Raw genomic sequence first — 26718 nt, forward strand, 5'->3', positions numbered from 1 at the left:
TAAAAGATGTTCTACTCTCACCAATGATAAGACTGATTGATTGTTTGTACATTCTCAATGCTTGCGTCGCTGCAGCTTGTGCTTGGACTCTCTGTCTCTCCAAGCAATAACTGTGTTATCTCCGTGTAGCCTTCACAAACAGACAAATGCAAAGGAGTAAAACCAGAATTGTCCACTGCATTAACATTTGCTCCGTTTTTAAGCAATAATTTCATTTCCTCTAAGCGGTTTCCGCAAGCAGCATAATGTAAGGGAGTAGCGTCATTATGATCTACTGCATTAACACTCGCTCCGTTTTTAAGCAATAATTTCATTTCCTCTAAGCGGTTTCCGCAAGCAGCATAATGTAAGGGAGTAGCACCCTTATGATCTGCTGCATTAACATTCGCTTTGCATGTCGATAACAATTCTATATGAGGAAGAGTAAATCGAGAATTACTTACTGAATTTCCTTGTTCTTGATACATAAAATACCCCCAGTTTATTACAGCTTAGTATAAATATCTACACTATATAAATATCAATTCAACTTATCACCACCGGGTAACGGTGGCAAGCCAAAAGCTTCTCTTTTTTCATTGAGCGTCATAAAGCTTGCGTTTTGCACGTATTTCCACATCTTTTGTCTTTTCTCCATTAGAATTTCTATCGCGTCTTTATCATATGACAAACATAAATCTTTACCAAACTTGGGCACTAGCCAAGAATTTAAGTGACAAATAATATTTTCTAGCGTTGGTAAAATCGTCTGTTCCCAAAGGGAAAGACGTGCTTCGATCAAATTGCTATAAGTATTATCACCTGGTATGCCAAGCAACTGCGGCGGAACGCCAAAAGCTAGCGCAATATCACGAGCTGAGCTATGTTTTGACTCAATAAAATCCATATCCCTCGGTGATAAGCTCATTTCCTTCCACTCTAAACCTCCTTCAAGCAATATAGGTCTTCCAGCGTTGACAGGACCTGAGTAATGATCATTTATCTGTCCTTTTAAGCGTTGGTACTGCTCTTGACTTAAGTTTCCACCACTTCCATCCTTTTCTGATTTTACAACTATTGCACCACTTGGTCTTGCTCCATTTTGCAGCATTGCCTGATTCCAAGCACCAGCCTGATTATGCTGATCTATACTATATGCAGCTGCCTCAATTGGTGAAAGTCCATACCAATCATTCAAAGGGTTAAAGGTTTTAAGATGCAGTACTGTTGAACGCCCAGTCAATTTATCAACTTTAAAGTCATAACTGTTGTTATTTACGGTATAACGATAGGCATAAGGAACGTTACTTCTCCCCGGAATAATTTCAACCCTATCAGGGCGCAGAAGATAAAGCTCTGTTGGTTTATTCTGCGCCTCAATCATCAATACATAAGAATTGCCATTAACTAATCGATAAGTCACAATCCCTTCAATAAATTCCGATTTTGATGTCATTGGATTAGGAGAATAAAGTAACTTCAGTAATGGATGCGCTTTTAGTTGTGATTTTCCCTGGTCAGTAAGCTGGCAGAGAGTAAAAGGTACCGAAGATGAAGCACTTGCGATCATATTAATTGCTCGAAAGGCAATAACATTTTTTATGTAACCTTCCTCAGCAAAACTTACATAATCACGCCTACTCCAACTTGGTTCCATCATTAGTTGCAAAGCAGAGTATTCACTGCTTTTCTTTCTTTGAAAAATGTTAAAATTCATATGTGCCTCCTGAAAATTTTGTTAAAAATTTGAAATTGTAGTTGAATTATATCAATTGGTGTTACAAGAATGATGTCATCCCAGTGCTTGACACTGGGATCCAAGAATTTAATTGTAGATAGCGCACTTAACTGGTGAGCATAGCTGTTTTATACCAGAACGAACACCTTTGACTAGATTGTATGAAAAGCTGGATACCAGTGTCAGCTACTCGGATGACAAACATGGACTACTTCAACTACACCATCGTTAAAGAAACCAGAAAAGCTGTTATCAAAGCTGAAGCTCTCTTTGGTATTCCTCAACTTTTGGATTGTTAATTTTGCTATTGCAGCTACTCATTGCATAAACATTAAGACAAATGTTTGTCACTATTCCAACAAGCATACACATTCCTGTAATCATTGCAGCTACAGTAAAAGCTGTGCCTAAGGTTCCACTTGTAAATATAGCTGCTATTAACGTTGGAACAAATAGACAGAATGAAGGTTTGATTACGTAACTATAAATCTTTTCAATTCTATCGAAATTTTTCCATGGTCCAGCAAGATCTTTCAATGGACCAGTAAGATTTCTTGCCATTTTAACCTGGGTTTCTAAGTTTTGCTTAAAGTAATCACTAAAACTAGTACTTGGAGAATCGTTATCAAGAATTGGAAGAGAAAAAGAAAAACCTACCTTCTTCATCTTCTGGACTTTAAATTCTCCTTTCATGTACTTAAAATTCCTAACATTCAATATGGATCCATCAATATACCTAAGGTTAAATTGCATGTTAGGATTCAATACATGATTTAAAGTGCTTGCCTTCCTATCTATTAAAGCTTCAAATTTTTCTTTATTCTGATCATAATAGTCAAAAAAATCCTCTAACTCTTTTGATAGCTTTTCTAGATCTATTTTTATGCCATATCTTCTCAATTCGGTCAGAAAGGTAAAAAAGTTTTGTAAATAATCCTTGGTATTACTAAAGCTTAAATAGAATGACCTACCATGATCAATTTTTGCCCAGAGTTTTTCTTTTACTTTTTTACCCTTTGCATTTTCATACTCCTCTTCTATTACACCAAAATTTTCTGATTGTGTAATGTCAACTTCTCCAAGCAATATTTGAGCAGCCAGTATTTTCTCAAAACCTTTTGCATCTTGGTAATTTTTGCCTTTTTCCTGAAGATCCATTAATGTTGTAAATTTGTCCAAAAACTTTGATCTCAGATAAAGCTTATCCTGGTATTTCTCTTTCTCAATGTGCTCTTTAAATTGATCATTACGATTAGCAAATCTTTCCTTTGGCAAATCGTTATTTGTTACCAATTCAACAATTGGAGCTCTGTCATATAAAAACAGCTTATATAAACCACCAGCAACATATTCCCTGATAAAATCAGCAATATTGAGGTCATCATGACATATATTGCTTTCTACTTGCTGCCATAATTGATCAATAAGATTGTTTATTACAAAATCTGGCAAATAAGGATTTTGCAATTTTGTAGCTTTTCTTGATCCTTTGTAAAAAGATTCTTTGAATTGTGCTAACTTAGACTGTTCTTCCTCTTTTGTAAGCGTATGATTTAGAACAGACTTAATCATGAAAGGTGCCTTATCACCTTCATTGTTACTATACTCATGCTCTGCTTGAAATCCTGAGCTGCAGCCTGCTTCTTTCTCTCCTACTTTCTTGAACTCGCTTATAGGCTGAATTGTTCTATCATGGAAATGTTTTTCCAGAGTTTCTATATTTTCCTTTTTATTTTTCTTAGATTGTTCTTTTACTACTTCTAAATCTTCCTTTTCCTTTTTAATCAAGTCTTTTACGAATTGATCCCATTGTTCTTGATTAAACTGACTCAATTCATTTTGATTTTCTTGTGTTGTACCTAACATAAAATTCCCCTACAAAATTAACCAAAATATTTTAATTTAACATGAATATTAAGTATTTATTAAAAATATTAGCGTATCTAGCAATATATGTCAAATTCTTTATTATTAGGTGATAACTTTCCTTTTTTGTTACAAAAGCCCTATATAGCTTTATACGGAAAGCCTTAAAAGCTTACCAAAAGCCTAAATTTGCTTGAAAAGCAAGTAAGTATTATAAAATTAAATAAAAGAAATTGAATATGACAGAATGGCTAATCTCTAACCAATTTACTGATTATAACCATGCTATAAAATTCATGGAAGCAAAAATTCAACAAATTTACAATAATTTATCTGACGAGCTAGTATGGCTGCTCCAGCACCCTCCACTTTATACTGCAGGAATCGGTGCAACAGATGATGACATTATTGAAAAATTGTTTCCTGTCTATAAAACAGGCAGGGGCGGTAAATATACATATCACGGTCCAGGGCAGCGTATTATATACTTAATGCTAAATCTTAAAAAAAGAAACAAATGTGACATAAAACTATATATCAGAGACCTAAGTAATTGGATCATAAATGTTTTAAAACACTTTAATATACTTGGGGAATTTAAGGAAGATAGAATAGGCATTTGGGTGAACAACAACGGAGTAGAAGAAAAAATAGCAGCTTTTGGCATTCGCTTGAGAAAATGGGTAACTTATCATGGCATAGCACTTAATGTCTCTCCAAACCTTTCCCACTATAAGGGTATTATTCCTTGTGGACTAAAAGATTACGGCGTTACATCAATGGAAAAACTAGGAGTAAAAGTTTCTCTTTGCGAATTAGATGATATATTAAAGCAAGAGTTTCATAAGATATTTTAATGTATTCCTTTATTCTTTATTTTCTATGCCTTTTACTCACTAATCCTGCACACACAATCAATCAAGTTGATATTATTGCTCCTTCTTCGAAAGGAAAAGAATCAGATCTGCCTACTATAAGAGAATACGTAAAAACTTTGGGTTTTAATCCTCACATTTCGGAGAAAATATACAGTAATGACAACCCATTTTATTCTAACTCTGATGAGTTTAGAGCGAATGATTTGGTTAATGCGCTCACTGATGATAGCAAAATAATTTGGTGTATCAGAGGAGGAGAAGGGGCTTCTCGGCTAATTCCCTATCTAGAAAAGTTACCCAATGATAAAAAAGAAAGAATTGCTCAAAACAAAAAAATTCTTATAGGCTATAGTGATATCACTGCTTTACATATTTATCTGCAAGTTAAATATGATTGGCAAACTCTTCACGGCACCATGTTAGAAATGATAGTAAATAACTCTGTTGCTGAAAGCTCTGTTGAAAAATTAAAAGAATTAATTCTTAACCAACGCAACTCTATCAGATTTGACAACTTAAAGATGATAAATAATGGAGTTAGACTAAAAAATGGCAGATTAGAGTCTAAAATCATCGGTGGTAATATGACTTTGGTTGAAAACAGTATAGGAACTGCTTGGCAAATAAATGCAAAAGACAAAATTCTATTTTTAGAAGACATAAGAGTTTATCCATATTCAATTGAGCGCAGTCTAGATCACCTAAAACAAGCTCATATTTTTGATGGAGTAGATGCAGTAATATTCGGTGACTTTGTTAACTGTTATAATGATAATCTTGTCGAAATTGTAAAAGAAAGGTTTGCAAAAAGTGTCAACTTTCCAGTATTTACAATGAAAGGAGTAGGCCATGGACATATAAATGACCCTTTACCTTTCAACACTCACGCTACCATTAGCGTTCAAGACGAGAAGGAGTTTATGGATGTGCAACAGTTATACAAGTAGCTTTATCTAACACTCCTTTCATTCCAGCACCTTCGTTGTCATCCGAGTAGCCCTCTTTCTTGTCATCCCAGTGCTTGACACTGGGATCCATATATAACAAATCATGTAATAAACAAAAGATTGTAGGAGTATATGTCAAAAACAATGTTTGTGATGAAATAGACTGGATTCCAGCGTCACGCGCTGGAATGACATCGTCATAAAGTGAAACAGCGTCACGCGCTCTACTATGAAGGAATGCTAGTAACTCCCTGCTGTCCATTTATTAAGGCAGCAGATGGTTTCTCTGCTCCATCAACTTTAGTACTAGGCTTTGACCGCGCATATGTAGCACAACCAACTACCAGTGCTGCTGCTGTAACTGCAACCACTGCTATAACTATAGGTATCAACTGAGCTGTAATTGTTCCAGTTGTAAAAAGTGCCACTGCTATAGCAGTGCCTAATAATGTATTCACTCCACCAGCAATCATTGCCTTATTACGTGCTTTCACAATCATTGCCTTATTATTATGTTCTTCCACAAAAGAACGTCCTCCTGCGTCTAATAGAGCTTTTACTAAGTCTTGATTCTTAGCATAATCTAAAGGAGTCTTTTTAAATAAATCTACTGCATTAACACGTGCTCCTTTTCCAAGTAAAATCCCTACTATACCTACGCAACCATTCTTAGCATCATTATGTAAAAAAAGAGGTTCGTCTACATCAAAATCTGCTCCTCTTCCGAATAAAGCCTCTTTTATCTTTGTGTGATCATTAAAAGCAGCATAGTGCAAAGCAGTGCAATTAAAAATATCTTTCGCATTAACATCTGCTTCTTTTGAGATTAAAAACTCTACTATCTCTTTGCGACCATACAAAGCAGCATAGTGCAAAGCAGTGCACCAAAAAATATTTTTCGCATTAACACCTGCTCCTTTTGAGATTAAAAACTCTACTACCTCTTTGCGACCATACAAAGCAGCATGGTGCAAAGCAGTGCAATTCAACACATCTTTCGCATTAACATCTGCTTCTTTTGAGATTAAAAACTCTACTATCTCTTTGCGACCACACAAAGCAGCATAGTGCAAAACAGTGCGATTCAACATATCTTTCGCATTAACATCTGCTCCTGCTTCGAGTAAAACCCCTACTGTCTTTGTGTAACCATTCTGAACAGCTATAATTAATAACTTCTGATTTCTGCGTAGGAGAATATCAAATGCATCATTTACATCAAATTCATCTTTCTCCCACTCTTGATATAGACCTTGATCCTGTTTCTTTAGTTCTTCTTGTATTTCCTCAATTATATTATCTTTTATATTATCTTTATTTAAGCCTTCCTTAACCTCAATCGTCCTCAGTACTTTTTTCAGTAATTCATATTCTCCTGTCATGATTTTACCTTCAATATTAAACGATATGTTTAATTATTACATGATTATGATAAAAAGTCAATTAAAACAAGCTAATAACCGGGATTGTGAATAGTAAATTAGATTCAAATAGCCTCTTTGGTGTTATTTCAGTGTTAGACCTTTTCATATCCCTATGAGCAAATTAATGTTATCCTTTTATTGCTAATCTAAAGTTTTTTATGTTCATACACTTGCGTGTTCATAGCGTTTATTCTCTGCTTGAGAGTTCGGTTAAAATTGAGGAGCTGATTGGTCTTTGTTTGCAGAACAAAATGCCGGCAGTTGCAGTTACTGACTCAGGTAACTTATTTGGCTCACTTGAATTTGCAGAATATGCAGCAAGTAGGGGAATACAGCTAATAATAGGATGCAATATTATCGTTCGACACTTAGAACAAAATTTATCAATACTGCTACTTGCAAAAAATGAACAAGGGTACACTAATTTAGTCACCTTGGTGAGTGAGTCTTTTAAAAAGTGCAAGAATAACAGCGATATTCCTTACGTTGATTTTGATGAGCTATTAAATTTAAGTTCAGGCCTAATCGCCTTAACTGGTGGATATGACGGCATATTGGCTCAACTGTTATTGAAGCAAGATAAAGAAACGATAAAAAGACTGCTCTCAGCATTCGATGGTCATTTATATGTTGAATTGCAGCGTCATGGGCTGAATAAAGAGCTAGAGCTTGAAGAAGCTTTAATAGATTTTGCTTATCAGCGCAATATACCACTAGTTGCAACGAATGATGTGTTTTTTCCAAATAAGTCTGACTATGAGGCTTATGACATATTAACGTGCATATCAGAGGGCAGTTATGCCCTGGAGAATAACAGAAAGAAGTTAACTACCGAGCATTACTTCAAATCTGTGGCAGAAATGGAGGAACTGTTCAGCGACATTCCCGAAGCAATTCATAACACTTCAGTGATAGCTAAGCGGTGCTCTTACATGCCAAGAAGCAGGCAGCCTATCTTGCCTAAATTTCCTTGTCGAGAAAATAAAACTGAGAATGAAGAACTGAGGGAGCAGGCAGTTGCAGGATTAGAATTCCGCATTGCAAATGAAACGGACATAGACCTTAAACAATACTACGATCGGCTGAATTACGAACTAAGCGTAATAACTTCGATGAACTACGCTGGCTACTTTTTGATAGTTTCTGATTTCATTCGTTGGAGCAAAGCAAATGGCATTCCAGTTGGACCGGGAAGAGGTTCTGGTGCTGGATCGATTGTTGCTTGGAGCTTACAAATTACAGATCTTGATCCAATAAAGTTTGGTCTGATCTTTGAAAGATTTTTAAATCCTGATCGTGTATCGATGCCTGACTTTGATATCGATTTCTGCCAAGAGAAAAGGGACCTGGTTATTGATTATGTTCAGAAAAAGTACGGTTATGTTGCTCAAATAATCACTTTTGGAAAATTGCAAGCAAGGGCAGTATTGCGTGATGTTGGTAGAGTATTGCAAATGCCTTACTCTCAAGTGGATAAAATATCTAAAATGGTTCCATTTAATCCAGTAAATCCTGTAACTTTATCGCAAGCGATAGAGCTTGATCAAAACCTACAGAAAGAACGAGATAGTGATGAGGTAATTGCAAAGCTTCTTGATATATCACTAAAGCTCGAAGGAATATATCGTCACGTTTCAACTCATGCTGCTGGAATTGTAATATGCGATCAAAAATTAGAAAATTTTGTTCCCGTCTATTATGATCCAAATTCGGCTCTGCCAATCACTCAATACAGCATGAAATATGTAGAGAAAGCTGGGTTAATAAAATTTGATTTTCTTGGACTTGGTACGCTAACACTAATAGATCATGTATGTCGTTTAATTAATCGTGATGAAAAAAAATTTGATATTTCCTCGGTTTCTTTGATTGATCAAAGAACCTATGAAATGCTCTCAAGAGGTGATTCAATCGGAGTGTTTCAGCTTGAAAGTTCGGGAATGAGAGAAGCTTTAATCAAACTAAAGCCAGACTGCATTGAAGATATCATCGCTTTAATTTCTCTTTATCGCCCAGGGCCTATGGATAACATTCCAACTTATGTTGCAAGAAAGCATGGACTTGAAGAGCCAGATTACATTCATCCATTGCTTGAGGAGGTGTTAAAAGAAACATTCGGAGTAATAATCTACCAAGAACAGGTAATGGAAATAGCGCGTATTCTCTCTGGATATAGCTTAGCAGAGGCGGATTTACTCAGACGTGCCATGGGTAAGAAAATTAAGGCAGAGATGGATAAACAACGTGAACTTTTTGTTCAAGGAGCAACAAAAAACGGTGTTGATTACGACAGGGCAAGTTATATTTTTGATCTTGTTGCAAAATTTGCTGGTTATGGATTTAATAAATCCCACGCTGCTGCATATGCGATTATATCTTACCAAACAGCTTACCTTAAGGCTAACTACCCGCTAGAATTTTTTACGGCCTTGATGAATCTCAACATTGATGATAGAGACAAACTGAATTTGTTTTATCATGCTGCAAAATTCAGTGGAGTTGCTGTTCTTTCGCCTGATATCAGCAAATCTAAGGCTGAATTTTCAATAGAGGGTGAGCACATACGCTACGGAATTGCTGCTTTGCGTAATGTTGGTTTTGCTACAGCAGAAGGAATAGTAAATGCACCTTATAAGGACATATGGGAATTTATTCAAAATTCTGGTCATATGATAAATAAGAGGGCGCTAGAAAGCTTAATTAAATCTGGAGCTTTCGATAGTGTGCACAAAAATAGAAAGCAGTTATACGAGTCAATAGACACATTGATTTACTTTGCAAATAAAAATAGGCAGTCAAATCAAGCTGCTTTATTTGGTAATCTTGATATTCTGAAGCCAAAACTTGAGAACGTGGAAGATTTTAATGAAGAGGAAAAATTAGAGCATGAGTTATTTTCATTGGGATTTTACTTAACTAATCATCCACTTGAAAAGTTTAGAACTCTCTTGAAAAAATTAAATATTGGGTTTATCGGAGAGAGTAAGACGATAAAAACTGCTGGTGTAATATTAAATGTGCGTATGAGAACCTCAGAACGTGGAAGATTTGTTATCCTAACACTTTCTGATCCCCACAATGTTTCTGAAATAGCATTCTACAATAATGAAATAATAGAAGAAAAAAGGAATCTATTTTCACCTGGAGCATTTGTGATAATTGATCTTGAAATTTCAGAAAACACAACGAGACTATCAGGAAAGGACATATCTGAATTTACAGAAAAGGTTACTTCTCTAATGAAAGGATTAGTTTTAACTGCTGTATGTGCAGACTCGCAAAAAGTTGCTGAGGAGTTGAATTCAGTGTTGAAAAATGGAGGCAAAACCAAAATAATGCTAAAGTTTCTTCTCAAAAAACATAAAGTCAGCATCTTGTTGCCAGGTACATATTCAATCACCCCCCAAGCTATTTATGAAATATCTCACTTAAGTTGGATTGAAGGCGTAGAAATTAATACAAATAACTTGCTTATATAAAAAAGTTTTATATAATAAAGTGTTTAATTGATATTAAAGGAAGATATAGTGAATCTCTATGAATTTACTTTTATAGCACAACCGAACTTATTGCAGCAAGAAGTAGAAGAAATGGTCCAAGAATTGGCTATTTTGTTGAAAAATATTAAAGCAGATGTTATTTCTCAGGAGGTTAAAGGTCTCATAGAAAGAGAACATAGCACAGTTACAAAACAAGAGCTAGAGGCAAGTACTGAAAGCATTAAAAAAAGTCTGATTGTTTACTCTGATTTTTTGGAAACTCTGACAAAAATTTTATGGGTTGAATTGGAAGAAGATTTTTCAAATTTAAAAGAAATAAAGTCAAGAATCGATAAAGAATTGAAAAATGAACTAAGTGATACGGGAATAAAACAAAATTTTATGGACCTTCCAGGAGCTAACACTAAAAGTGCATTTATCTATAATGTAGTAAATGCTTTTAAGGAAAATATTTCACAACATCTAATAAAGCCCCTTCAAGAGGTTTTAAAAAGTTTTAAAATAGTAGACTCAAATCAATTGAGTAAAACGCTGGAAGTGCTTTTGAAAAATATTGAAGCTTCAGGATTGATAAAATATGAATATTGGGGTCTATTGGATTTTGCATACCCAATAAATAAGATGAAAAGTGGTCATTACTGTATGATGTGTATAAGTTTTACTTCAAGCATTATGGATGAATTTGAGCGTAGAGTAAAACTGAATGAGAATATTATTCGCCACTTGTCTGTACGGGTTAATGAGTTTTTTAAAGGTAAATCTTACATGCTGGATAAACAAATTGAGGAGAAAAGTGCATAATGATGAAAAGACGAAATAGTTTTAATAATTCTTACGTGTCTGTAAATAACAGAACTGGCTTTAGGCGTCCTAAGGTCTGTCCTCTTACTGCATCTAAAGATGAGGACATAGACTATAAGAATATAGATTTATTGTCCAAATTCACCTCTGACTATGGTAGAATATTACCTAGAAGGTTAACAGGTGTGTGCGCAAGAAAACAAAGAAAGTTGCGCTTAGCAATTATAAGAGCACGCTTTTTAGCTCTTGCTCCTTACTGTACTAAAAAAGTTAGGTAATTTATGTTAATAATTTTAAAGGAAAATATAACAACTTTAGGTAAGCTTGGTGAAGTTGTCAAAGTTAAGCCAGGTTATGCACGTAATTTTCTTTTTCCACAAAAAAAGGCGATGAAAGCCACTAAGGAAAATTTAATAAAGTTAGAGGAACAGCGTTTATTATTGGAAGAAGAAAATATCAAAAAATTAAATGCAGCAAAAGTGCTTGCATCATCACTGCATGATAAATTTATTATATTAATAAAGCAAGCTTCAGAGGATGGAAAGATTTTTGGCTCTGTAACCACACGTGAAATTGCAAAAACTTTATTACAAGAAGGATATGATATAAGTCATCATAGTTTATCTTTTGGTGGAATAAGTATCAAAAATTTGGGCGAGTATCAAGTAAATATAGAATTACATAGTAAAGTGATAGTTCCAATTACTATATACGTTGTAAGATCTGAAAAAGATGCACATGAATTGAGGCAAGTAAAGTTGCAAAATCAGAAATCTGAGCAACAAGAGGCAGAGCAAGATGCGAGTAAAGAAGCTACTGATGGTGATGATAGCTGATCAAAGATGATCCCTTGTTATAGTCGTAAAGAAATGTCTTCCATTGCTAAGCTGGTATCATCCCAGTGCTCCCCTCATGTCATCCCAGTGCGTGACACTGGGATCCAGTTTATTTCATCATGGACATTATTTTATGCTTCTAGAATCCGTTGTCCATTGAATAATTTGCAAATACTTTTATATCTGGATTCCAGTGTCATGCACTGGAATGACACCATTATTGAAATAAATCAAAAATGATCCCACGCTATAGCCGCAAAGAAATGTCTTCCATTTGGGAAGAAAAAAATAAGTTTAATATATGGCTCAAAATAGAAAAATTAGCGTGTGAAGCTCAAGCAGAGTTAAGAGTGATTCCAAATAGTGTTGCTCAGAAGCTCTCTGATGTTATTGAATTTGATATTGAACGTATTAACGAAATTGAATCCATTGTAAAACATGATGTTATAGCTTTTTTAACATATGTTGCTGAAGAAGCGGGAGTTGATGTTCGTTATCTTCATTATGGAATGACAAGTTCTGACGTTTTAGATACATGCCTTGCGGTTCAGTTAAAGGAATCATGTGATATTTTGCTCGAAAATTTAAAAAATATACTTGCAGCACTGAAAAAAAAGGCTGAGGACTATAAAAATATTGTTTGTGTTGGGCGCAGTCATGGAATGCATGCAGAATCAACAACTCTTGGATTAAAATTTGCTAGATTTTATGCTGAATTTAAACGCAATTATCAGAGATTAATTAGCGCGAAAACAGAGATCTCGATTTGTAAAATATCAGGTGCAGTAGGTAATTTTTCAAATGTTGATCCGTTTGTTGAAGAGTATGTAGCGAAAGAAATGGGACTTATACCTGAAACCATATCGTCTCAAGTCATTCCTCGTGATAGACACGCAATATTCTTTTCAGTTTTAGGAGTGATTGCAAGTTCAATAGAGAATATTGCCGTTGAAATACGTCACTTGCAAAGAACTGAAGTTGGAGAAATTTCTGAGTATTTTTCCACTGGTCAGAAGGGAAGTTCTGCTATGCCGCATAAGTGTAATCCTATTTTAAGTGAGAATTTGACTGGGCTCTCACGCTTAATACGCAGCTATGTTTTTCCTGCATTAGAAAATGTTGCATTATGGCACGAACGAGATATATCGCACTCGTCTGTGGAAAGATGCATTGCTCCTGATGCTTGTATAGCAATGGATTTTGCTTTAGTACGATTAACAGATTTGATAGATAAATTGGTGATCAATAAGGAAAACATTGAAAAGAACTTAAATTCTTCAAAAGGCTTGGTTTTTTCACAACGAGTATTACTCGAGTTGGTAAATAGTGGTTTGGCGAGGGAAGAGGCATATAAAATTGTTCAGAATAATGCAATGAAAGTAAAGCAAGATAACAGTGATTTTCTGTTCGAATTGAAACAAGATAAATCCTTGCATGGAATTATTGACTCTGAAAAACTTGAGTCTTTGTTTGATTTGAAGTATTATATGAAACATATAGATTACATATATAGCAAGGTTTTTAATTAGGCTGAGTAGCTCAGTGGTAGAGCAGGAGGATCATAATCTCTTGGTCGGGGGTTCAAATCCCTCCTCAGCCACTCAAGCTAAGCTATGGTTTGGCGATAGCAGCGCACTTGACAAAATAACGTGATTCATTGTCAATTAACTGAAGTTTTTTTTCAGTTGTTCATATAGTATATGGAATAATGTATGTGAAGTGATAAAGATACAACATTTGTTGTATCTATTCAGGGGAATGGCTAATGGTATCCGTTCAAGAAAGTGGTAAAGTAGATGAGAAAAGACAACTAAATGAATTTCATCCGAGTAGCTGACACTGGCATCTATATAAAGACAATCTAATGCACTCATTTAAAGTGAAGTTTTCTGGATCCCAGTGTCTAGGCACTGGGATGACAAGAAAAGAGTTGACTTGAATGACACCGAATAGGTACTGGGACAGAGGCTACTTGAATAATATTTTACCATGTCATTCCAGCACTTGATGCTGGAATCCAGAAGTTTTTTGAGCACAAAAGTCATGCTAAGTTTTTGTTGTTAAGAAAGGCTGGATAGCTACTTGCATGACACCATTTGTTACTGTGTTTTTGTCTATCTTATTTTGCTACCCTCCTGAACGAATACACAAAATCTAACTTTTTTCTATACAACCAGCCAGGTCAAGAAAGGTGAATCTATCTCTTGTTGCAAATGTAAGATTGACTACCTTGCAATATTGCTCTTTGTTCCAATTAAGATGCTCCGGTAAGTACGGAATTGATAGATCTTCAAATACTTTCTGCAGGTGTTTTGCAGATAGTAAATTTTGCTTAATTAAACTAGAAATATTACTCCATTCTTTGCAAATAATCTCTTGAATTTTTTGCTGCATCATTTGCTTCTGCTTTAGAATTTTTATAAATTCGGTATTACCAAAGCACTGAGTTATATGTTTTACATCTAAAGTGATCGGTTTGGTAATCGGGTTTCGTATTGACAATATCTCCTCTTGCAAGTTAGCCATGGTAATCGTTGTCACAGCAATTTTTTCCCCATGTAACGAGGAGGAATAATCCTGTGTTACCATCTCAATTGCATGAGCTATCATATGTTCTCCTTGACTTGCAGAGTAACTGCCTTTTGACATCACCATTCCGAGTCCTGAAATCAATAAGGCTTCCATAAGTAATGGAACTACTCTTTTATCTTTTTTAGCAAGTGCCAAGTGTTCTCTGAGCAAAATTTCCTCCAGATTGCGAACAAGTTTAAAGGGGAGTTCATTATATTCTGTGCCAAGTAATAGATGAGATAATAGCCAATCGGCTTGTACTGTTGAACGGCAGATGAAATCTGCAAATCCACTTAATGTGAGGCGTGGTGGTGCGTTGGCAATTATATCGGTATCAATGTATATTGCCTTTGGAAGATGTGCTCCGAACGATTTTTTATATCCATCAACTAATATTGAAGCGTTTGCAGAGCTATATCCATTCATGGAAGCAGCTGTTGGAAAGGATATGTAGTCTTTGCCTTCTAAATAGCTTGCGTACTTACAGATATCATTAACAGTGCCACTGCCAAATGCAACCATTAAGTCACTATCTTTTGCTTTATTTCTAACTAGGTTTACAGCTTGGAGAGAAGCAGCTCTGTTCAGTCTATTTGGTGTCATCCAAGTAGCGTGACACTGCGATCCATCATAGTCACGCGCTGGAATGACAGGTGTGGCTGGAATAATTAAATGAGAAACTTTATTAAGTATGTTTTTGTTTAAAAGTTTTGCTGTATTTTCATCTGCAATCAGAAAAATGTCATTTCCATATTGTCTACATATTTCATAGATATTATCAGCAAGTACTGTTACTTCCCTAATAAGAACTTGTTCTGTGTGCTGTAATATTTGTTTTAAATATCGCATAGAATGTTTACAATACGGTAATGTTAGTATTTCAAGATTAATATGAAGATTGACCCTGTAGAACTAACTAAGAAATTAATTTCTTTTAAAAGTATAACACCAAAAGACGATGGGGCAATAGAGCATATAGCAGCCATTCTCAAGAAAAGTGGTTTTGAATGTGAGATTTTAGAGTTTGGTGATAAAGTTAAAAATCTTTATGCGAAATATATAAATGGAGTACCAAACTTGTGTTTTGCTGGACATGTTGATGTTGTACCACCAGGTGAGTTAAAAGATTGGATATCTGATCCATTTAAGCCAGAAATTAGAGATGGAATGCTATATGGAAGAGGAGCAGCTGATATGAAAAGTGGAATAGCCGCATTTATTGCTGCTATGGTAGATTCAGTTGCAGGTAAGTTTCGATTCAGTGGTTCAATCAGTGCATTGATTACCAGTGCTGAAGAAAGCGCGGAAGAACATGGAACAAAGGAAGTTTTGGAATGGATGAAAAGTAAGCAAAAAAAGATAGATTTTTGTATAGTTGGAGAACCAACGAGTAGTGAGAAATTAGGTGATACCATAAAAATAGGTAGAAGAGGTTCTGCAACATTTAAATTGATTTGCCATGGTAAACAAGGGCACGTTGCCTACCCAGATCTAGCAGATAATCCAATATATAAAATGGTATCGATACTAAGTAAGATAAAAGATACCACTTTTGATACTGGTAATAAATACTTTCAGCCTTCACATTGCGAAATTACTACTATCGACGTTGGAAATAATACTAATAATCTAATACCTAGTTCAATAGCAGCAGGTTTTAATGTTCGATATAACAATACACAAACACCAGACGTTTTATATAAGATGATTGATGCAATATGCACCAATGTGACTAACGATTATAAACTTTCTATGCAGAACAGCAGGGACGTTTTTCTCTCTAATCCTGACAGAAATACTGATATTATGCTTGATGCGATAAATAAAATTACCGGTATTGATGCTGTGCTGAGCACAAGTGGTGGCACATCTGATGCTGCGTTTATTAAGGATATTTGTCCAGTAATTGAATTTGGTATGATCAACAAAACCGCACATCAGGTAAATGAATGCGTATCAATAGACGATATACATAAATTAACAGCTATATATAAGGAGTTTATAAAAAATTATTTTTACCCCACTAATAAAATATTAAACCAGATCAATGTAATTGGTAATACGCCTGATGGTCCATTATTAGCTTGAGGTGCAGTTGCATAGAGAAGAAAACTTACTAGACACATTTTACCAGCCCCTTATTATAATATTAAGAGTATTTTTGACTCAAAACTTGTCTTTGATCTGTGCAAGCTCAATAACAAAAACTCAGTAAAAAGCTTATTGGCGAAAATTATCTGTTCAGCAGAGTGACAAAATAAGATAGACAAAAAGGGTATAAGAACAAATAGTGTCATGCAACACTGGTGTTTTGTACACAAAACGTTGTAAAGCGCTTTTGTCAACCTGGATCCCAGCTCGGATAACAAGAAAAGAAGCACTGGTTTCACATAGATCTGAATAGATATAATTTCTTAAACATTTATAGCTCACATAAAACCCGGTCTGACTGTCATAAAGGCTACTCATTGCAGCAGACAACTTTCGCACTACTTCAAATTCTAATTTTCAACTTAAAGAGGTACATAATGTCAAATAACTTCAATTTCAAAGAATTTTTTCACCATCACGAAGCAAATAGCACTTTAGATGATATACAAAGGTACTGCATACTGTGGCAATCAGTGATATCACAGGCAATGATTGATGCAGCAAGTAACTGTAAAAAAACAGAAAGCTTGGTAGAGAAACGTAAAGCAATTTCCTGGCTATCAGACTTCAGTCAAGATTTTGTTGAAACATGTATACTGGCTGATTGCGATCCGTTATACGTAAAAAACAAAATACAGCCAATTCTAAAAAAGATAAAGCCCTTTTAATGAGGTTTACCCCTCTCACCAAGAAAAATATCATTTAATCTTTTTTCTATAGCTTCATCTATATCTTGGATTAATAGCTGCTTTATCATATTCACTTTCCGTTCTGCCTCTTGAAGATTATTGTTACCGTAACTGTTCTTATTACTATAACCATAACTACTGCCATTTGGTTTATTACTCATTTTTCTTCTTGTTCTGAGTATCTGAACTATCTTCTCCTTGAAAAAAGACTTCCAGCCTGTGCCAGAAAATAATTTGTAGAGAAAATGCGGAGTAAGAAACGCTACTAATATTCTAATAGAAACTCCATAACCCAAATCATCTCTATTTTCATAATACCATTTTAAATATTGATACAAATGGTAAAATGCATTTTTGAAAGAGCCAAACTCTACAGTATACCAAAAACCATTGGTGAGAAACATAAGCATAATGCTCGATGTATAAAGATACAGAGTGAAAAGAAATAGCTTGACAACTATATCTTTCAAGCTGCCCAGTATATAATTAAATAACCTTAATTTATAAAAAAGTGATATCATTTCACGCACACTTTAATAAAGCTGGGGTGGAAGGATTCGAACCTTCGCGTGACGGTATCAAAAACCGCTGCCTTACCACTTGGCTACACCCCAATATTGTTTATATCAATAACATTATTAACCCAATTAGTAAAAGATTTATTCGCTTTTCCTATGGGTATTATCACAACGGCTGGTTGATCATAAGAATGCATTGCCTCGATTTTTTCTACAATCTTATCAGCCTGATCATTCCTACTCTTCATAATTGTCACCACTTCACAATTACTATTAATTTTACCTTCCCATAAATACAGAGAATTTACTTCAGGAAATATATTTACACACACAATTAACTTCTCGTTTAACAATTCTTCAGAAATAGCCTTAGCCTCTTTCAAGTTTGAAAAAGTTATATAGACTAAAACTAAATTGCTCATTAACCGCTACATAAATGCATTTTTACTATACTCTACTTAGATTTATTCATCAAGAGAAAATAGGAGAGACCTCTTCAGTGCTTGACACACAGAAATTGAAGATGTCATTTAGTAGCTCTCCCCTTGTCATCCCAGTAGTTCTCCTCTTGCCATCCCAGTAGTTCTCCTCTTGTCATCCCAGTGCGTGACACTGGGATGGCTTTGTTGCATCGCTCAAGTGAAAAGAACTGGCAGTTACTGACAAAATTCATTATAAAACAGCCATTTAACTGTTGAAGAAAAAATATGCCACAGAAAATGAAAGTCAGTAACCAAAACGAATATAACAAATTCCTTGAAAAAAGGGGAATATTTTTCGTTACATCGATGAAGCTATCGAAAATTGGTATGAAAATAGTCCAAAGATGCAGGGTGGCAACTATATTTATAGTGATAAAGTTGTGATTTTGGTGCATATAATCGTTAATCTTTTTAGAATTGGTTTAAGACAAACGGTAGGGTTTGTAAAAGGGTATTTGCAACAAAAATGAATTTTGTCAGTATAGCCCTTCTCATAATAGTCCAAAAAGAGTAAGATATGGATTGATAGTAGTGGAAGGTAAGGATGCCAGTAGCAAATAGTTATGACTTAAGAAAAAAGGTAATGGAAGCATTGGATGAAGGAGAGAGTGGAGAAACTGTTGCCAAGAGATTTAAGATCGGAAAAACAACTTTATATGAGTGGAAGAAAAGACGTGAGAAAACGGGAGATTTTCAATCAAAAAAGCTTGGAAGCGTGGCATAAAATTACCGACTGGAATGCATTTGCCGAATTTGCAAATGAGCAAGGTGGCAAAACTCAGTCAGAGATGCTGGGGCAATATTAGTAGACAAACAATTCATCGAGCACTTAAAAATATAGGATTCACAAGAAAAAAAAGACCTACAGATATAAAGAAAGAAATGAAGAAAAGCGAGCTCAATTTTCAAAGGTTATAGCAACAAAAGAACCTAAAGAATTAGTGTATATAGATGAGTCTGGACACTGAACCTATGGTTATTGCCAGAAAGGACAGCGGTTTTATGCCCTAAAATCTGGGAAGAAAACTCAACGAATTAGCATGGTTGCAGCCTTAAGTGGAAGAAAAATAATTGCTCCGTTAACCTTTGAAGGCCACTGCAATATGGATATCTTTAATAAATGGTTTGAGCAGTTTCTGACACCGATTTTGGAACCTGGACAAACTGTTATCCTTGATAATGCTACTTTTCATAAGTCTAATAAGATTTGCTAAAGGAGTTGGTGCAGAAATTTTATATCTTCCTCCATATTCTCCAGATTTTAACAAAATTGAACATTATTGGTTTGCTATAAAAAACAGAACCAGGAAAAACATTCCTTTATTCAAATCTTTTCGTCATGCTGTCGATTCTTCTTTCTTATGACCTTTTTGGACTATTATGGGAAGGGCTATAGTAATAACCTCTGAAGATTATGCATCTTCTTGATATCATTACATTGTGAAGCTCGGTAAATTCGTTTTTGTAGCTTAAATGAAGATTTCTCAAGCTTGCGCCAAATTCCATTCATACTTAACATTTTGTTGGCTCATAACATATTCACTACTATTCACAACTTTACCTTCCAAATTACAGTGTTTACGTCTGCATATCCCAAATATTACTTTAGGCATTAGCTTCTTAAACAATCCCTCCACATAGAAGCATTTAGTGGGCCACCTTCTTAGTTATAGCTCTTTTCATAATAGTCCAAACGAGGTAAAATAAGGTTTTATAGTAGTGAAGGTAAGGATGCCAGCAGCATATAGTTATAAAAAAAGCAATGGAAGCACTAGAAGAAGGAGAAAGCAGGGAAACGGTGGCAGCAAGATTTAAAATTGGAAGAACTACGTTATGGGAGTGGCAGCAAAGAAGAAAAGAAACAGGAGATTTTCAGTCAAAAAAACTTGGAAATGGAGGTTATAATCACAAAATTACTGACTGGAATAAATTTACTGAATTTGCTAAAAAATATGGTGGTATCGGAAATGGCTAAGCTTTGGAGCAATGTTAGTATCCCAACGATCCATCGAGCTCTTAAAAAAATTGGACTCACACGCAAAAAAAGACATATGGATACAAAGAAAGAAACGAAGAAAAACGCGCTGAATTTTTGAAAATTATAGCAACAAAAGAACCTCAAAACTTAGTTTATATAGATGAGTCTGGCATTGATAACACCGAGTTATGGATATTGCCAGAAGGGACAGAGGTTTTATGCTCTAAAATCTGGTAAAAAAATTCAACGAATCAGTATGATTGCAGCCTTAAACGGCAGAAAAATAGTTGTTCCGTTAACATTTGAAGGCCACTGTAATATGGATATCTTTAATAAATGGTTTGAGCAGTTTCTGACACCGATTTTGAAACCTGGACAAACTGTTATCCTTGATAATGCTACTTTTCATAAGTCTAATAAGATTTGCTAAAGGAGTTGGCGCAGAAATTTTATATCTACCGCCTTATTCTCCCGATTTTAACAAAATTGAGCATTATTGGTTTGCTATAAAAAACAGAGCTAGGAAAAACATCCCTCTATTCACATCTTTTCGTCATGCTGTTGATTCCGCTTTTCTATAAGCTTTTCGGACTATTATGAAAAGAGCTATATTAAGCTATATAACTCAAAATCTTGATAAAATGCAGAAAAGTTTTTTTAATTTCAGCTCCATCCTCGAAGAGTTAGAAAATAACTTTAAGCAAGTTAGTCAGAATTTTTCTGACGCAAAGGAACAAGTTTTAAATTTAGCTGTCAACTCTGAAAATTTGGCAGGCAAGTTTCTTAATTATCACCCGAATATGTGCATAGTATAAAATTAGCTTGATAGACTTCAAGAGCTTTGCCTATGAAGTCAGTGTGCTTCTTGAAATGCAATATACTTTTATTACTTTAATTATGAAAATCCGTTAAGCCTTCTTGCCAATTACTACAATATTTTCACTTGGAAAAAAGTAGTCAGGTATAGCCATGTTCTTTGGTGCAGGACCGCCAATTACTCGGCCTGATGTGTCATAATATGAACCGTGACAAGGGCAGAACCAACCGTTGCCGTCTTTTGTAGCGTGATCAACTGGTACACATCCAAGATGGGTGCATATTCCAATCATAATTAACCATTCATCTTTTCCTTTGTATACTCTTTTTTCATCTGATTCAGGATCTCTCAAATTTTCTGCATTTATGGCTCTTGCAGCCTCAATCTCTTGTTTTGTGCGCTTGCGGATAAATACTGGCTTACCTTGCCATTTTACCTTTTTTCCTTGTCCTTCTTGAATATCAGATAGATTAACCTCAACCGTAGACATCGCTAAAACCTCAGCAGAAGGATTCATAGACTTAACCAATGGCCAAAGACCGCTTGCAGCTCCTATACCTGCCATGGCACACGTAGTTAATGTGATAAAATCTCTTCTACTCTTATTTTTGGCAAAATCTTTAACAAGAGATGTTTTTTTATTCTTCTCATTCGTCAATGATTTTTTATTTTTAGTTAACTTCTTATCCATCAATCTCTACTTGAACATAGACATATATTTTAATTTAAATATTATAGATTAATCAATAGAAATTTGCACTATTTGTTTAACCTTTGCTATACAGTTAAGAAGAAACAGAGTTGTCAATTTCGGAAATACTATTTTCAGTGGAATCGGGATCCTCAATTTTCGCTACTGACACCACCTTTTCTCTACTCTCTGTTTTAAACAGAGTGACTCCTTGAGTGCTACGTCCTGCAATTCTGATATCATTTACTGAAATACGAATTAACTTTCCTTTATCTGTAATAAGCATGATATTATCACCCTGTTCAACTGGAAAGCTAGCAACAACATTACCGTTTCTGTCGGTAGTAAGGATATTTGTAATACCAACACCACCTCTATTTGTTACCCTATACTCGTACGCAGAAGTTCTTTTACCAAAGCCATTTTCAGTAATAGTTAATATGAACTCCTCATTCATTGCAAGTTTTAAGAACAGTTTGTTATCTATTCCTAAATCATTCAAAGTCTTTTCCAATTTAGAATCAATGGAGTTATTAATTGCAGTCCCCAGTCTTTTTGCAAGTGGAACTTTTAAGTAAAGTTCTTTTGTTTCTGTTGCTACACCTATCCCATTTAATATGGTCATAGATATCACGCTGTCATTCTTTGCAAGTTTGATACCTCTTACGCCATCTGAATTGCGACTTTTAAATTGACGCACATCACTTACAACAAATCTGATACTTTTGCCGAATCTTGTTGAAAGAAAAACATGATCAATTTCATTGCATACTTTAACTGATATTAACTTATCTCCTTCATCGAGCTTGATTGCTATTTTTCCATTGCTTGGAATATAGTGAAAATCTGCTAAAGAGTTGCGCCTTATGTTCCCATGAGCAGTAGCAAAAACTATGTTTTGATTTTCGTCATTTTCACTTGGTAATGGCATTATATTAGTTATAGTTTCACCATCGCTAAGCGGGAATATATTAACAAGTGCTCTTCCACGTGCAGTTGGCTCTGCAATAGGTAACTTATAAACTTTTAATCTATAGACTCGGCCAATATTAGAAAAGAATAAAAGGCTAGTGTGGGTATTCCCAACAAATAATTTTGTGGTTACATCCTCTTCTTTTAATCCTTGTCCTAGCTTTCCTTTTCCACCACGACGCTGAGTTCTATAATGAGAAAGCTTCACACGCTTGATATAACCATTCATAGTTACGGTTATCACCATATCCTCTTGTGGAATTAGATCTTCAGCTTCAATGTCCGTATCTGATTCCTCTATTGAAGTTTTTCGCGGCACAGTAAATCTGTTCTTTATTTCTTGTAGATTGTTTTTTATTTCTTTCATCAACTTCTCTCCTGAGCCAAGAAAAGCGATATATTCTTTTATCAGGTTGATCATTGAACTTAGCTCAGCTTCTAATTTGTCTTTTTCAAGGCCTGTTAAACGTTGCAATTTCATGTCAAGAATAGCTTTCGTTTGCAGCTCAGTTAATCTATACACTCCGTCTTTCAAAAAGCTTGTGCTGTCTGAGATTAATCCAATAATTGTGTTTATCTCAGCTGAAGTTTTCCATTCTTTATTTAAAAGTTCTCTACTTGCTTCCGCAGGATCTTTTGCACCACGGATGATTTTTATCACTTCATCTATGCTCAAGACCGCAATGTAGAGCCCTATGTATATATGAGCTTTTTCCCTCGTTTTTCTTAGACGAAACTCTGTTCTCCTGATTAATACTTCTTTTCTAAAATCAATAAAAGCAGCTATAATTTCTTTCAACGACATCAAAGCAGGCCTGTTGTTGTTGAGGACTAAAGTGTTAACACTAAAACTACTTCTTAGTGGAGTTAGTCCCAATATTTGATTAAGTATAAAACTTGCTTCAGCATTTCTTCTGAGGTCAATTACTACCCTAATACCAGACTTATCAGATTCATCCCTAATTTCTGTTATGCCATCAATTCTTTTTTCTTTTACAAGCTCACCTATCTTCTCAATTAATTTTACTTTATTTACCTGGTAAGGTATTTCATCAATCACTATTGCTTGCCTATCTTGTAACAGGTCTTCCATGTGAGTCTTGCCTTGCACAACAATTGATCCACGACCCGTTGCAAATGCTGATCTTATTCCAGACCTTCCAAGAATCGTTCCCCCAGTTGGGAAATCCGGTCCTGGCATCACTTCAAGTAACTCATCCAAAGTAACTTCAGGATTATCTATATATAACATACAAGCATCTATTATTTCTCCAAGGTTGTGAGAAGGAATATTGGTTGCCATACCAACTGCAACACCGCTTGCACCATTTACCAATAGATTCGGAAATTCTGCAGGCAGTACAACAGGCTCTGTTTCATTTCCATCATAGTTTGGCCTAAAATCAACTGTATCTTCGTCAATATCATTTAGTAAAAAATGCGACACTCTGTGGAGCCTTGCTTCTGTATATCGCATTGAAGCTGGCGGATCTCCATCTATCGAACCAAAGTTACCTTGCCCATCAATAAGTGGTAAAAGAAGAGAAAAATCTTGAGCCATCCTGACCAAGGAGTCATAGATAGCCATGTCACCATGTGGGTGATATTTTCCCATTACATCCCCGACTATACGAGCTGCTTTTTTATACGGTTTACCGGCATCGAACCCAGCCCTCGACATTGCGTATAATATGCGCCTATGAACAGGTTTAAATCCATCTCGCACATCAGGTATAGCTCGACTTATGATCACACTCATTGCGTAGGAGAGATAAGAATCCTCTAGCTCTTTCACTATTGAAACTGGTACTATGTTGTCTTGCATTTTCTATACTTTGATTGAAATAATTGTAATATTAATATTCAACTAGGCTAATGGGCAATGACAGACTTGAACTGCCGACCTCCTCGGTGTAAACGAGATGCTCTACCAGCTGAGCTAATTGCCCCTCTAGATATAATTCTAGAGTTCAATGTTGTTGTTGTAAACAAAAATAGCGATACAAGCAACTCTTATGGAATCGCTGGGTGCGCACTATGGAGTTGTATAAATTTTAGCCTTGCTGCTACCTTGTATAAAGGTATTCTTTCACTTGCATTTTTTGACATGTTCAACAACTTTGAATAACATGCTGTGGCATTTTTAAAATCTGAGAGCTTATCTAGAATAACAGCTAAATTATAGGTATAAAAAATATTGTTTTGATCTAAAGAAATTGCTGCTTTCATATATTCTTTAGCTTTTACGTAATCCCCTTTTTTCATATAGATCAAACCTAAATTTGCTGATAAAGGGGCGCTATTTCTGAGTGTATCATACAATTTCAACATTTCACTCAATGCTAAATTAGGATCATATTGTGAGATTATCGTCAGAAAATTCTTTAATACATAAGGGTTGCTAGGATATTCTTTTAACAGTCTTGTGTAAATCTCTACAGCTTTTTTAAATTCTTTGTTAGCGTAATAGATATTCCCTAGTCCAATTAAAGCACTTTCATGATAAGGAAATCTTGCGATAATCTGATTGAGGAGAGAAGTAGCTGTTTCACTATCTCCTAACTCAAAGGAATCTTTTGCTTTTTTTAAAATAGAGTATATGTCAAAATTCTTGCCAGAATTCTGCGAAATTTTGATATTAAATTTGTCACTTTTTCTCTCGAGAACATCAAGATCTTTATATTTTTTATCAGCTTTTATATGCTTGACAACACTATCAAAGACCTTCTGTATCTCCAAATTTTCACTAGCATAGGTAACAGAAGACCTCCATAAAATCACAACGCAAATTAACATGCAGACAAACATAGATCCTAGTGTTGTGGCATTGGCTGCAGCGCGTAACCAGTAAATCTTATTTCTTTGAACTATACGCAACACATTACAAATTCATAAATGCTAAATTACTTATCTAATATAATAATAAAGATATTATTAATTGGCAGATACTATTTAGAATGAGTTAAAAGAGCACTTCTACACATTCCATATGGTTGCCAATTACACTCCTCACATGCGTAGTCAAATTTCTCTAAAGACATTTTCTTTCTAATTCTTTTTACTGCTTTACTCCAGGTCAAAATCTCGCCAATTTTTATTCCTAAAATTTCCATATGCCTTCTATCTAGCTCTAAAACTTTAGCTTGTGTGGTACATTTACCTTGTTTAGTCTGGTTTGGGCAAACACTACAAATAGTGTCAAGATTATCAACTACTTCGATTTTAGTATTAGGATCACTAATTACTTTACTTGCTATCTTTTTGTAATTTTCTACAAAGCTCTGAGAATATCCATACCCTTGAAATGCAAGAGTGCACATAAAATGATGAGGACGAAACCTTATCACTTTTTCAAATACTGCAAAGCTGCTACAAGTAGAAAAATTTTTACCAAACCAGGAAGGATGAATGGTAAAACACCCACCATTATTGCTTGTTTCAGACCCACGTAAATAGTAAGCCAACTCATACCACAAATAAAGATTACGACTGTACCCGCCAGACAACTTAAAGAATTACACATAAATGATTTATATTTAGAGTTCAGTAATTCATTTACTCTGCTCATTACTACAACAGCAACTAAACAGCCAATCAAATATCCACCTGTTGGCCCGAGAAAAATGTGATAACCACCAGAAAAATTCGCAAAAACAGGCAATCCTGCTGCACCAAGTGATAGATATGTAAGCACAGAATAGAATGCTGTTCTGCGGTTAAATTTAAGCCCAATAAGCATTACTCCTAAAGTTTGCAATGTGATAGGCACAGGCTGCAATGGTATGCTTATTTGAGCCATCAAGAATAAAAGTAAAACGCAAGACAATATTTCAGCCAGTGTTGATCTGCTGCTAGATTGTGTTATAAACATACTTTCCCA

At 35.0% G+C, this 26718-nt stretch carries 24 protein-coding genes, 3 tRNA genes and 3 pseudogenes; 13 read left to right on the forward strand and 17 right to left on the reverse strand.

What is annotated here, in order from left to right; all coding sequences use genetic code 11:
- Positions 1-17 precede the first annotated feature (17 nt).
- The 3 genes from OOL01_RS07585 to OOL01_RS07595 form a co-directional block, all read right to left on the reverse strand.
- Entirely contained in the window at positions 18-467 is a 450-nt protein-coding gene (locus tag OOL01_RS07585) for an ankyrin repeat domain-containing protein (protein ID WP_064085664.1), read from the reverse strand.
- A 53-nt stretch (positions 468-520) separates the two neighbouring features.
- The gene (locus OOL01_RS07590; protein WP_264686730.1) at positions 521-1696 is read right to left on the reverse strand and encodes a phage portal protein; all 1176 of its coding nucleotides are present in this window, start codon (positions 1694-1696) and stop codon (positions 521-523) included.
- Positions 1697-1969: 273 nt separating this feature from the next.
- Positions 1970-3583 carry a hypothetical protein gene (locus OOL01_RS07595; RefSeq protein ID WP_264686731.1) on the reverse strand — a complete coding sequence of 538 codons (1614 nt, stop codon included), beginning with the start codon at positions 3581-3583 and terminating at the stop codon, positions 1970-1972.
- A 239-nt stretch (positions 3584-3822) separates the two neighbouring features.
- On the opposite strand from OOL01_RS07595, the gene lipB reads away from it, so the two are divergent.
- Both lipB and OOL01_RS07605 read left to right on the forward strand, forming a co-directional pair.
- Positions 3823-4440, forward strand: a complete 618-nt coding sequence (gene lipB / locus OOL01_RS07600) for a lipoyl(octanoyl) transferase LipB (RefSeq protein ID WP_264686732.1) — start codon at positions 3823-3825, stop codon at positions 4438-4440.
- Complete coding sequence (locus tag OOL01_RS07605) at positions 4440-5408, forward strand: LD-carboxypeptidase (RefSeq protein WP_264686733.1); 969 nt, start codon at positions 4440-4442, stop codon at positions 5406-5408. Before lipB ends, OOL01_RS07605 begins: the two co-directional genes overlap by 1 nt.
- Here the strand turns inward: OOL01_RS07605 and OOL01_RS07610 are convergent.
- Complete coding sequence (locus tag OOL01_RS07610) at positions 5380-5670, reverse strand: hypothetical protein (RefSeq protein ID WP_264686734.1); 291 nt, start codon at positions 5668-5670, stop codon at positions 5380-5382. The two genes, OOL01_RS07605 and OOL01_RS07610, sit on opposite strands and share 29 nt — an antisense overlap.
- Entirely contained in the window at positions 5636-6790 is a 1155-nt protein-coding gene (locus OOL01_RS07615) for an ankyrin repeat domain-containing protein (RefSeq protein WP_264686735.1), read from the reverse strand. The genes OOL01_RS07610 and OOL01_RS07615 overlap by 35 nt, the downstream gene beginning before the upstream one ends.
- Positions 6791-6990: 200 nt before the next feature.
- Between OOL01_RS07615 and dnaE the strand changes: the two genes are divergently transcribed.
- From dnaE to OOL01_RS07645, 6 genes are all read left to right on the forward strand, one after another.
- Entirely contained in the window at positions 6991-10311 is a 3321-nt protein-coding gene (gene dnaE / locus OOL01_RS07620; protein WP_264686736.1) for a DNA polymerase III subunit alpha, read from the forward strand.
- Between the two features lie 48 nt (positions 10312-10359).
- Positions 10360-11133 (forward strand): 30S ribosomal protein S6, encoded by a 774-nt coding sequence (gene rpsF, locus OOL01_RS07625; protein WP_029237619.1) that lies wholly within the window; start codon positions 10360-10362, stop codon positions 11131-11133.
- On the forward strand, positions 11133-11411 hold the full coding sequence (rpsR, locus tag OOL01_RS07630; protein WP_010402759.1) for a 30S ribosomal protein S18: 279 nt from the start codon (positions 11133-11135) through the stop codon (positions 11409-11411). The genes rpsF and rpsR overlap by 1 nt, the downstream gene beginning before the upstream one ends.
- A 3-nt stretch (positions 11412-11414) precedes the next feature.
- Complete coding sequence (gene rplI / locus OOL01_RS07635; protein ID WP_010402757.1) at positions 11415-11969, forward strand: 50S ribosomal protein L9; 555 nt, start codon at positions 11415-11417, stop codon at positions 11967-11969.
- 236 nt (positions 11970-12205) lie between these two features.
- Entirely contained in the window at positions 12206-13498 is a 1293-nt protein-coding gene (gene purB, locus OOL01_RS07640) for an adenylosuccinate lyase (protein WP_010402755.1), read from the forward strand.
- Positions 13498-13569: transfer RNA gene (locus OOL01_RS07645), tRNA-Met, on the forward strand. Before purB ends, OOL01_RS07645 begins: the two co-directional genes overlap by 1 nt.
- A gap of 554 nt (positions 13570-14123) precedes the next feature.
- On the opposite strand, the gene OOL01_RS07650 is transcribed toward OOL01_RS07645, so the two are convergent.
- Positions 14124-15389 carry an iron-containing alcohol dehydrogenase gene (locus OOL01_RS07650; protein WP_264686737.1) on the reverse strand — a complete coding sequence of 422 codons (1266 nt, stop codon included), beginning with the start codon at positions 15387-15389 and terminating at the stop codon, positions 14124-14126.
- A gap of 42 nt (positions 15390-15431) precedes the next feature.
- Here OOL01_RS07650 and dapE point away from each other — a divergent pair, with 42 nt between their 5' ends.
- On the forward strand, positions 15432-16628 hold the full coding sequence (gene dapE, locus OOL01_RS07655; RefSeq protein WP_264376163.1) for a succinyl-diaminopimelate desuccinylase: 1197 nt from the start codon (positions 15432-15434) through the stop codon (positions 16626-16628).
- A gap of 440 nt (positions 16629-17068) precedes the next feature.
- On the forward strand, positions 17069-17359 hold the full coding sequence (locus tag OOL01_RS07660; RefSeq protein WP_007301973.1) for a hypothetical protein: 291 nt from the start codon (positions 17069-17071) through the stop codon (positions 17357-17359).
- Here OOL01_RS07660 and OOL01_RS07665 read toward each other — a convergent pair.
- The 3 genes from OOL01_RS07665 to cutA all read right to left on the reverse strand — a co-directional run bounded on the left by OOL01_RS07665 (position 17356) and on the right by cutA (position 18320).
- A complete protein-coding gene (locus tag OOL01_RS07665; RefSeq protein ID WP_264686738.1) occupies positions 17356-17784 on the reverse strand; it encodes a hypothetical protein in 429 nt (142 codons plus the stop codon). The genes OOL01_RS07660 and OOL01_RS07665 overlap by 4 nt on opposite strands.
- A 138-nt stretch (positions 17785-17922) precedes the next feature.
- Positions 17923-17994: transfer RNA gene (locus OOL01_RS07670), tRNA-Gln, on the reverse strand.
- On the reverse strand, positions 17985-18320 hold the full coding sequence (gene cutA, locus OOL01_RS07675; protein WP_010402294.1) for a divalent-cation tolerance protein CutA: 336 nt from the start codon (positions 18318-18320) through the stop codon (positions 17985-17987). Before cutA ends, OOL01_RS07670 begins: the two co-directional genes overlap by 10 nt.
- 285 nt (positions 18321-18605) lie before the next feature.
- On the opposite strand from cutA, the pseudogene OOL01_RS07680 reads away from it, so the two are divergent.
- Positions 18606-18844: pseudogene (locus OOL01_RS07680) on the forward strand (transposase); the annotation flags it as partial.
- Positions 18845-18924: 80 nt separating this feature from the next.
- Positions 18925-19745 (forward strand): annotated as a pseudogene (locus OOL01_RS07690) (IS630 family transposase).
- A gap of 25 nt (positions 19746-19770) precedes the next feature.
- Here OOL01_RS07690 and OOL01_RS08575 read toward each other — a convergent pair.
- Positions 19771-19899, reverse strand: coding sequence for a reverse transcriptase N-terminal domain-containing protein (locus tag OOL01_RS08575; protein WP_406718456.1), 129 nt, complete (start codon positions 19897-19899; stop codon positions 19771-19773).
- Positions 19865-19993 carry a hypothetical protein gene (locus OOL01_RS07695; protein WP_264686740.1) on the reverse strand — a complete coding sequence of 43 codons (129 nt, stop codon included), beginning with the start codon at positions 19991-19993 and terminating at the stop codon, positions 19865-19867. The genes OOL01_RS08575 and OOL01_RS07695 overlap by 35 nt, the downstream gene beginning before the upstream one ends.
- Positions 19994-20111: 118 nt before the next feature.
- Here OOL01_RS07695 and OOL01_RS07700 point away from each other — a divergent pair.
- Positions 20112-20939, forward strand: a pseudogene (locus OOL01_RS07700) (IS630 family transposase).
- A 327-nt stretch (positions 20940-21266) separates the two neighbouring features.
- On the opposite strand, the gene petA reads toward OOL01_RS07700, so the two are convergent.
- The 6 genes from petA to OOL01_RS07730 all read right to left on the reverse strand — a co-directional run bounded on the left by petA (position 21267) and on the right by OOL01_RS07730 (position 26709).
- A complete protein-coding gene (gene petA / locus OOL01_RS07705) occupies positions 21267-21866 on the reverse strand; it encodes a ubiquinol-cytochrome c reductase iron-sulfur subunit (RefSeq protein ID WP_006014178.1) in 600 nt (199 codons plus the stop codon).
- 94 nt (positions 21867-21960) lie between these two features.
- The gene (gyrA, locus tag OOL01_RS07710; RefSeq protein ID WP_264686741.1) at positions 21961-24663 is read right to left on the reverse strand and encodes a DNA topoisomerase (ATP-hydrolyzing) subunit A; all 2703 of its coding nucleotides are present in this window, start codon (positions 24661-24663) and stop codon (positions 21961-21963) included.
- Between the two features lie 51 nt (positions 24664-24714).
- A tRNA-Val gene (locus OOL01_RS07715) sits at positions 24715-24787 on the reverse strand.
- Positions 24788-24851: 64 nt separating this feature from the next.
- Positions 24852-25718, reverse strand: coding sequence for a tetratricopeptide repeat protein (locus OOL01_RS07720; protein WP_264686742.1), 867 nt, complete (start codon positions 25716-25718; stop codon positions 24852-24854).
- 68 nt (positions 25719-25786) lie between these two features.
- Complete coding sequence (locus tag OOL01_RS07725) at positions 25787-26185, reverse strand: DUF1284 domain-containing protein (RefSeq protein WP_029237639.1); 399 nt, start codon at positions 26183-26185, stop codon at positions 25787-25789.
- Positions 26182-26709, reverse strand: a complete 528-nt coding sequence (locus tag OOL01_RS07730; RefSeq protein WP_264686743.1) for a biotin transporter BioY — start codon at positions 26707-26709, stop codon at positions 26182-26184. Before OOL01_RS07730 ends, OOL01_RS07725 begins: the two co-directional genes overlap by 4 nt.
- Positions 26710-26718: the final 9 nt, after the last annotated feature.

The organism is Wolbachia endosymbiont (group B) of Rhopobota naevana, from assembly GCF_947250615.1.
Lineage (GTDB): Bacteria > Pseudomonadota > Alphaproteobacteria > Rickettsiales > Anaplasmataceae > Wolbachia.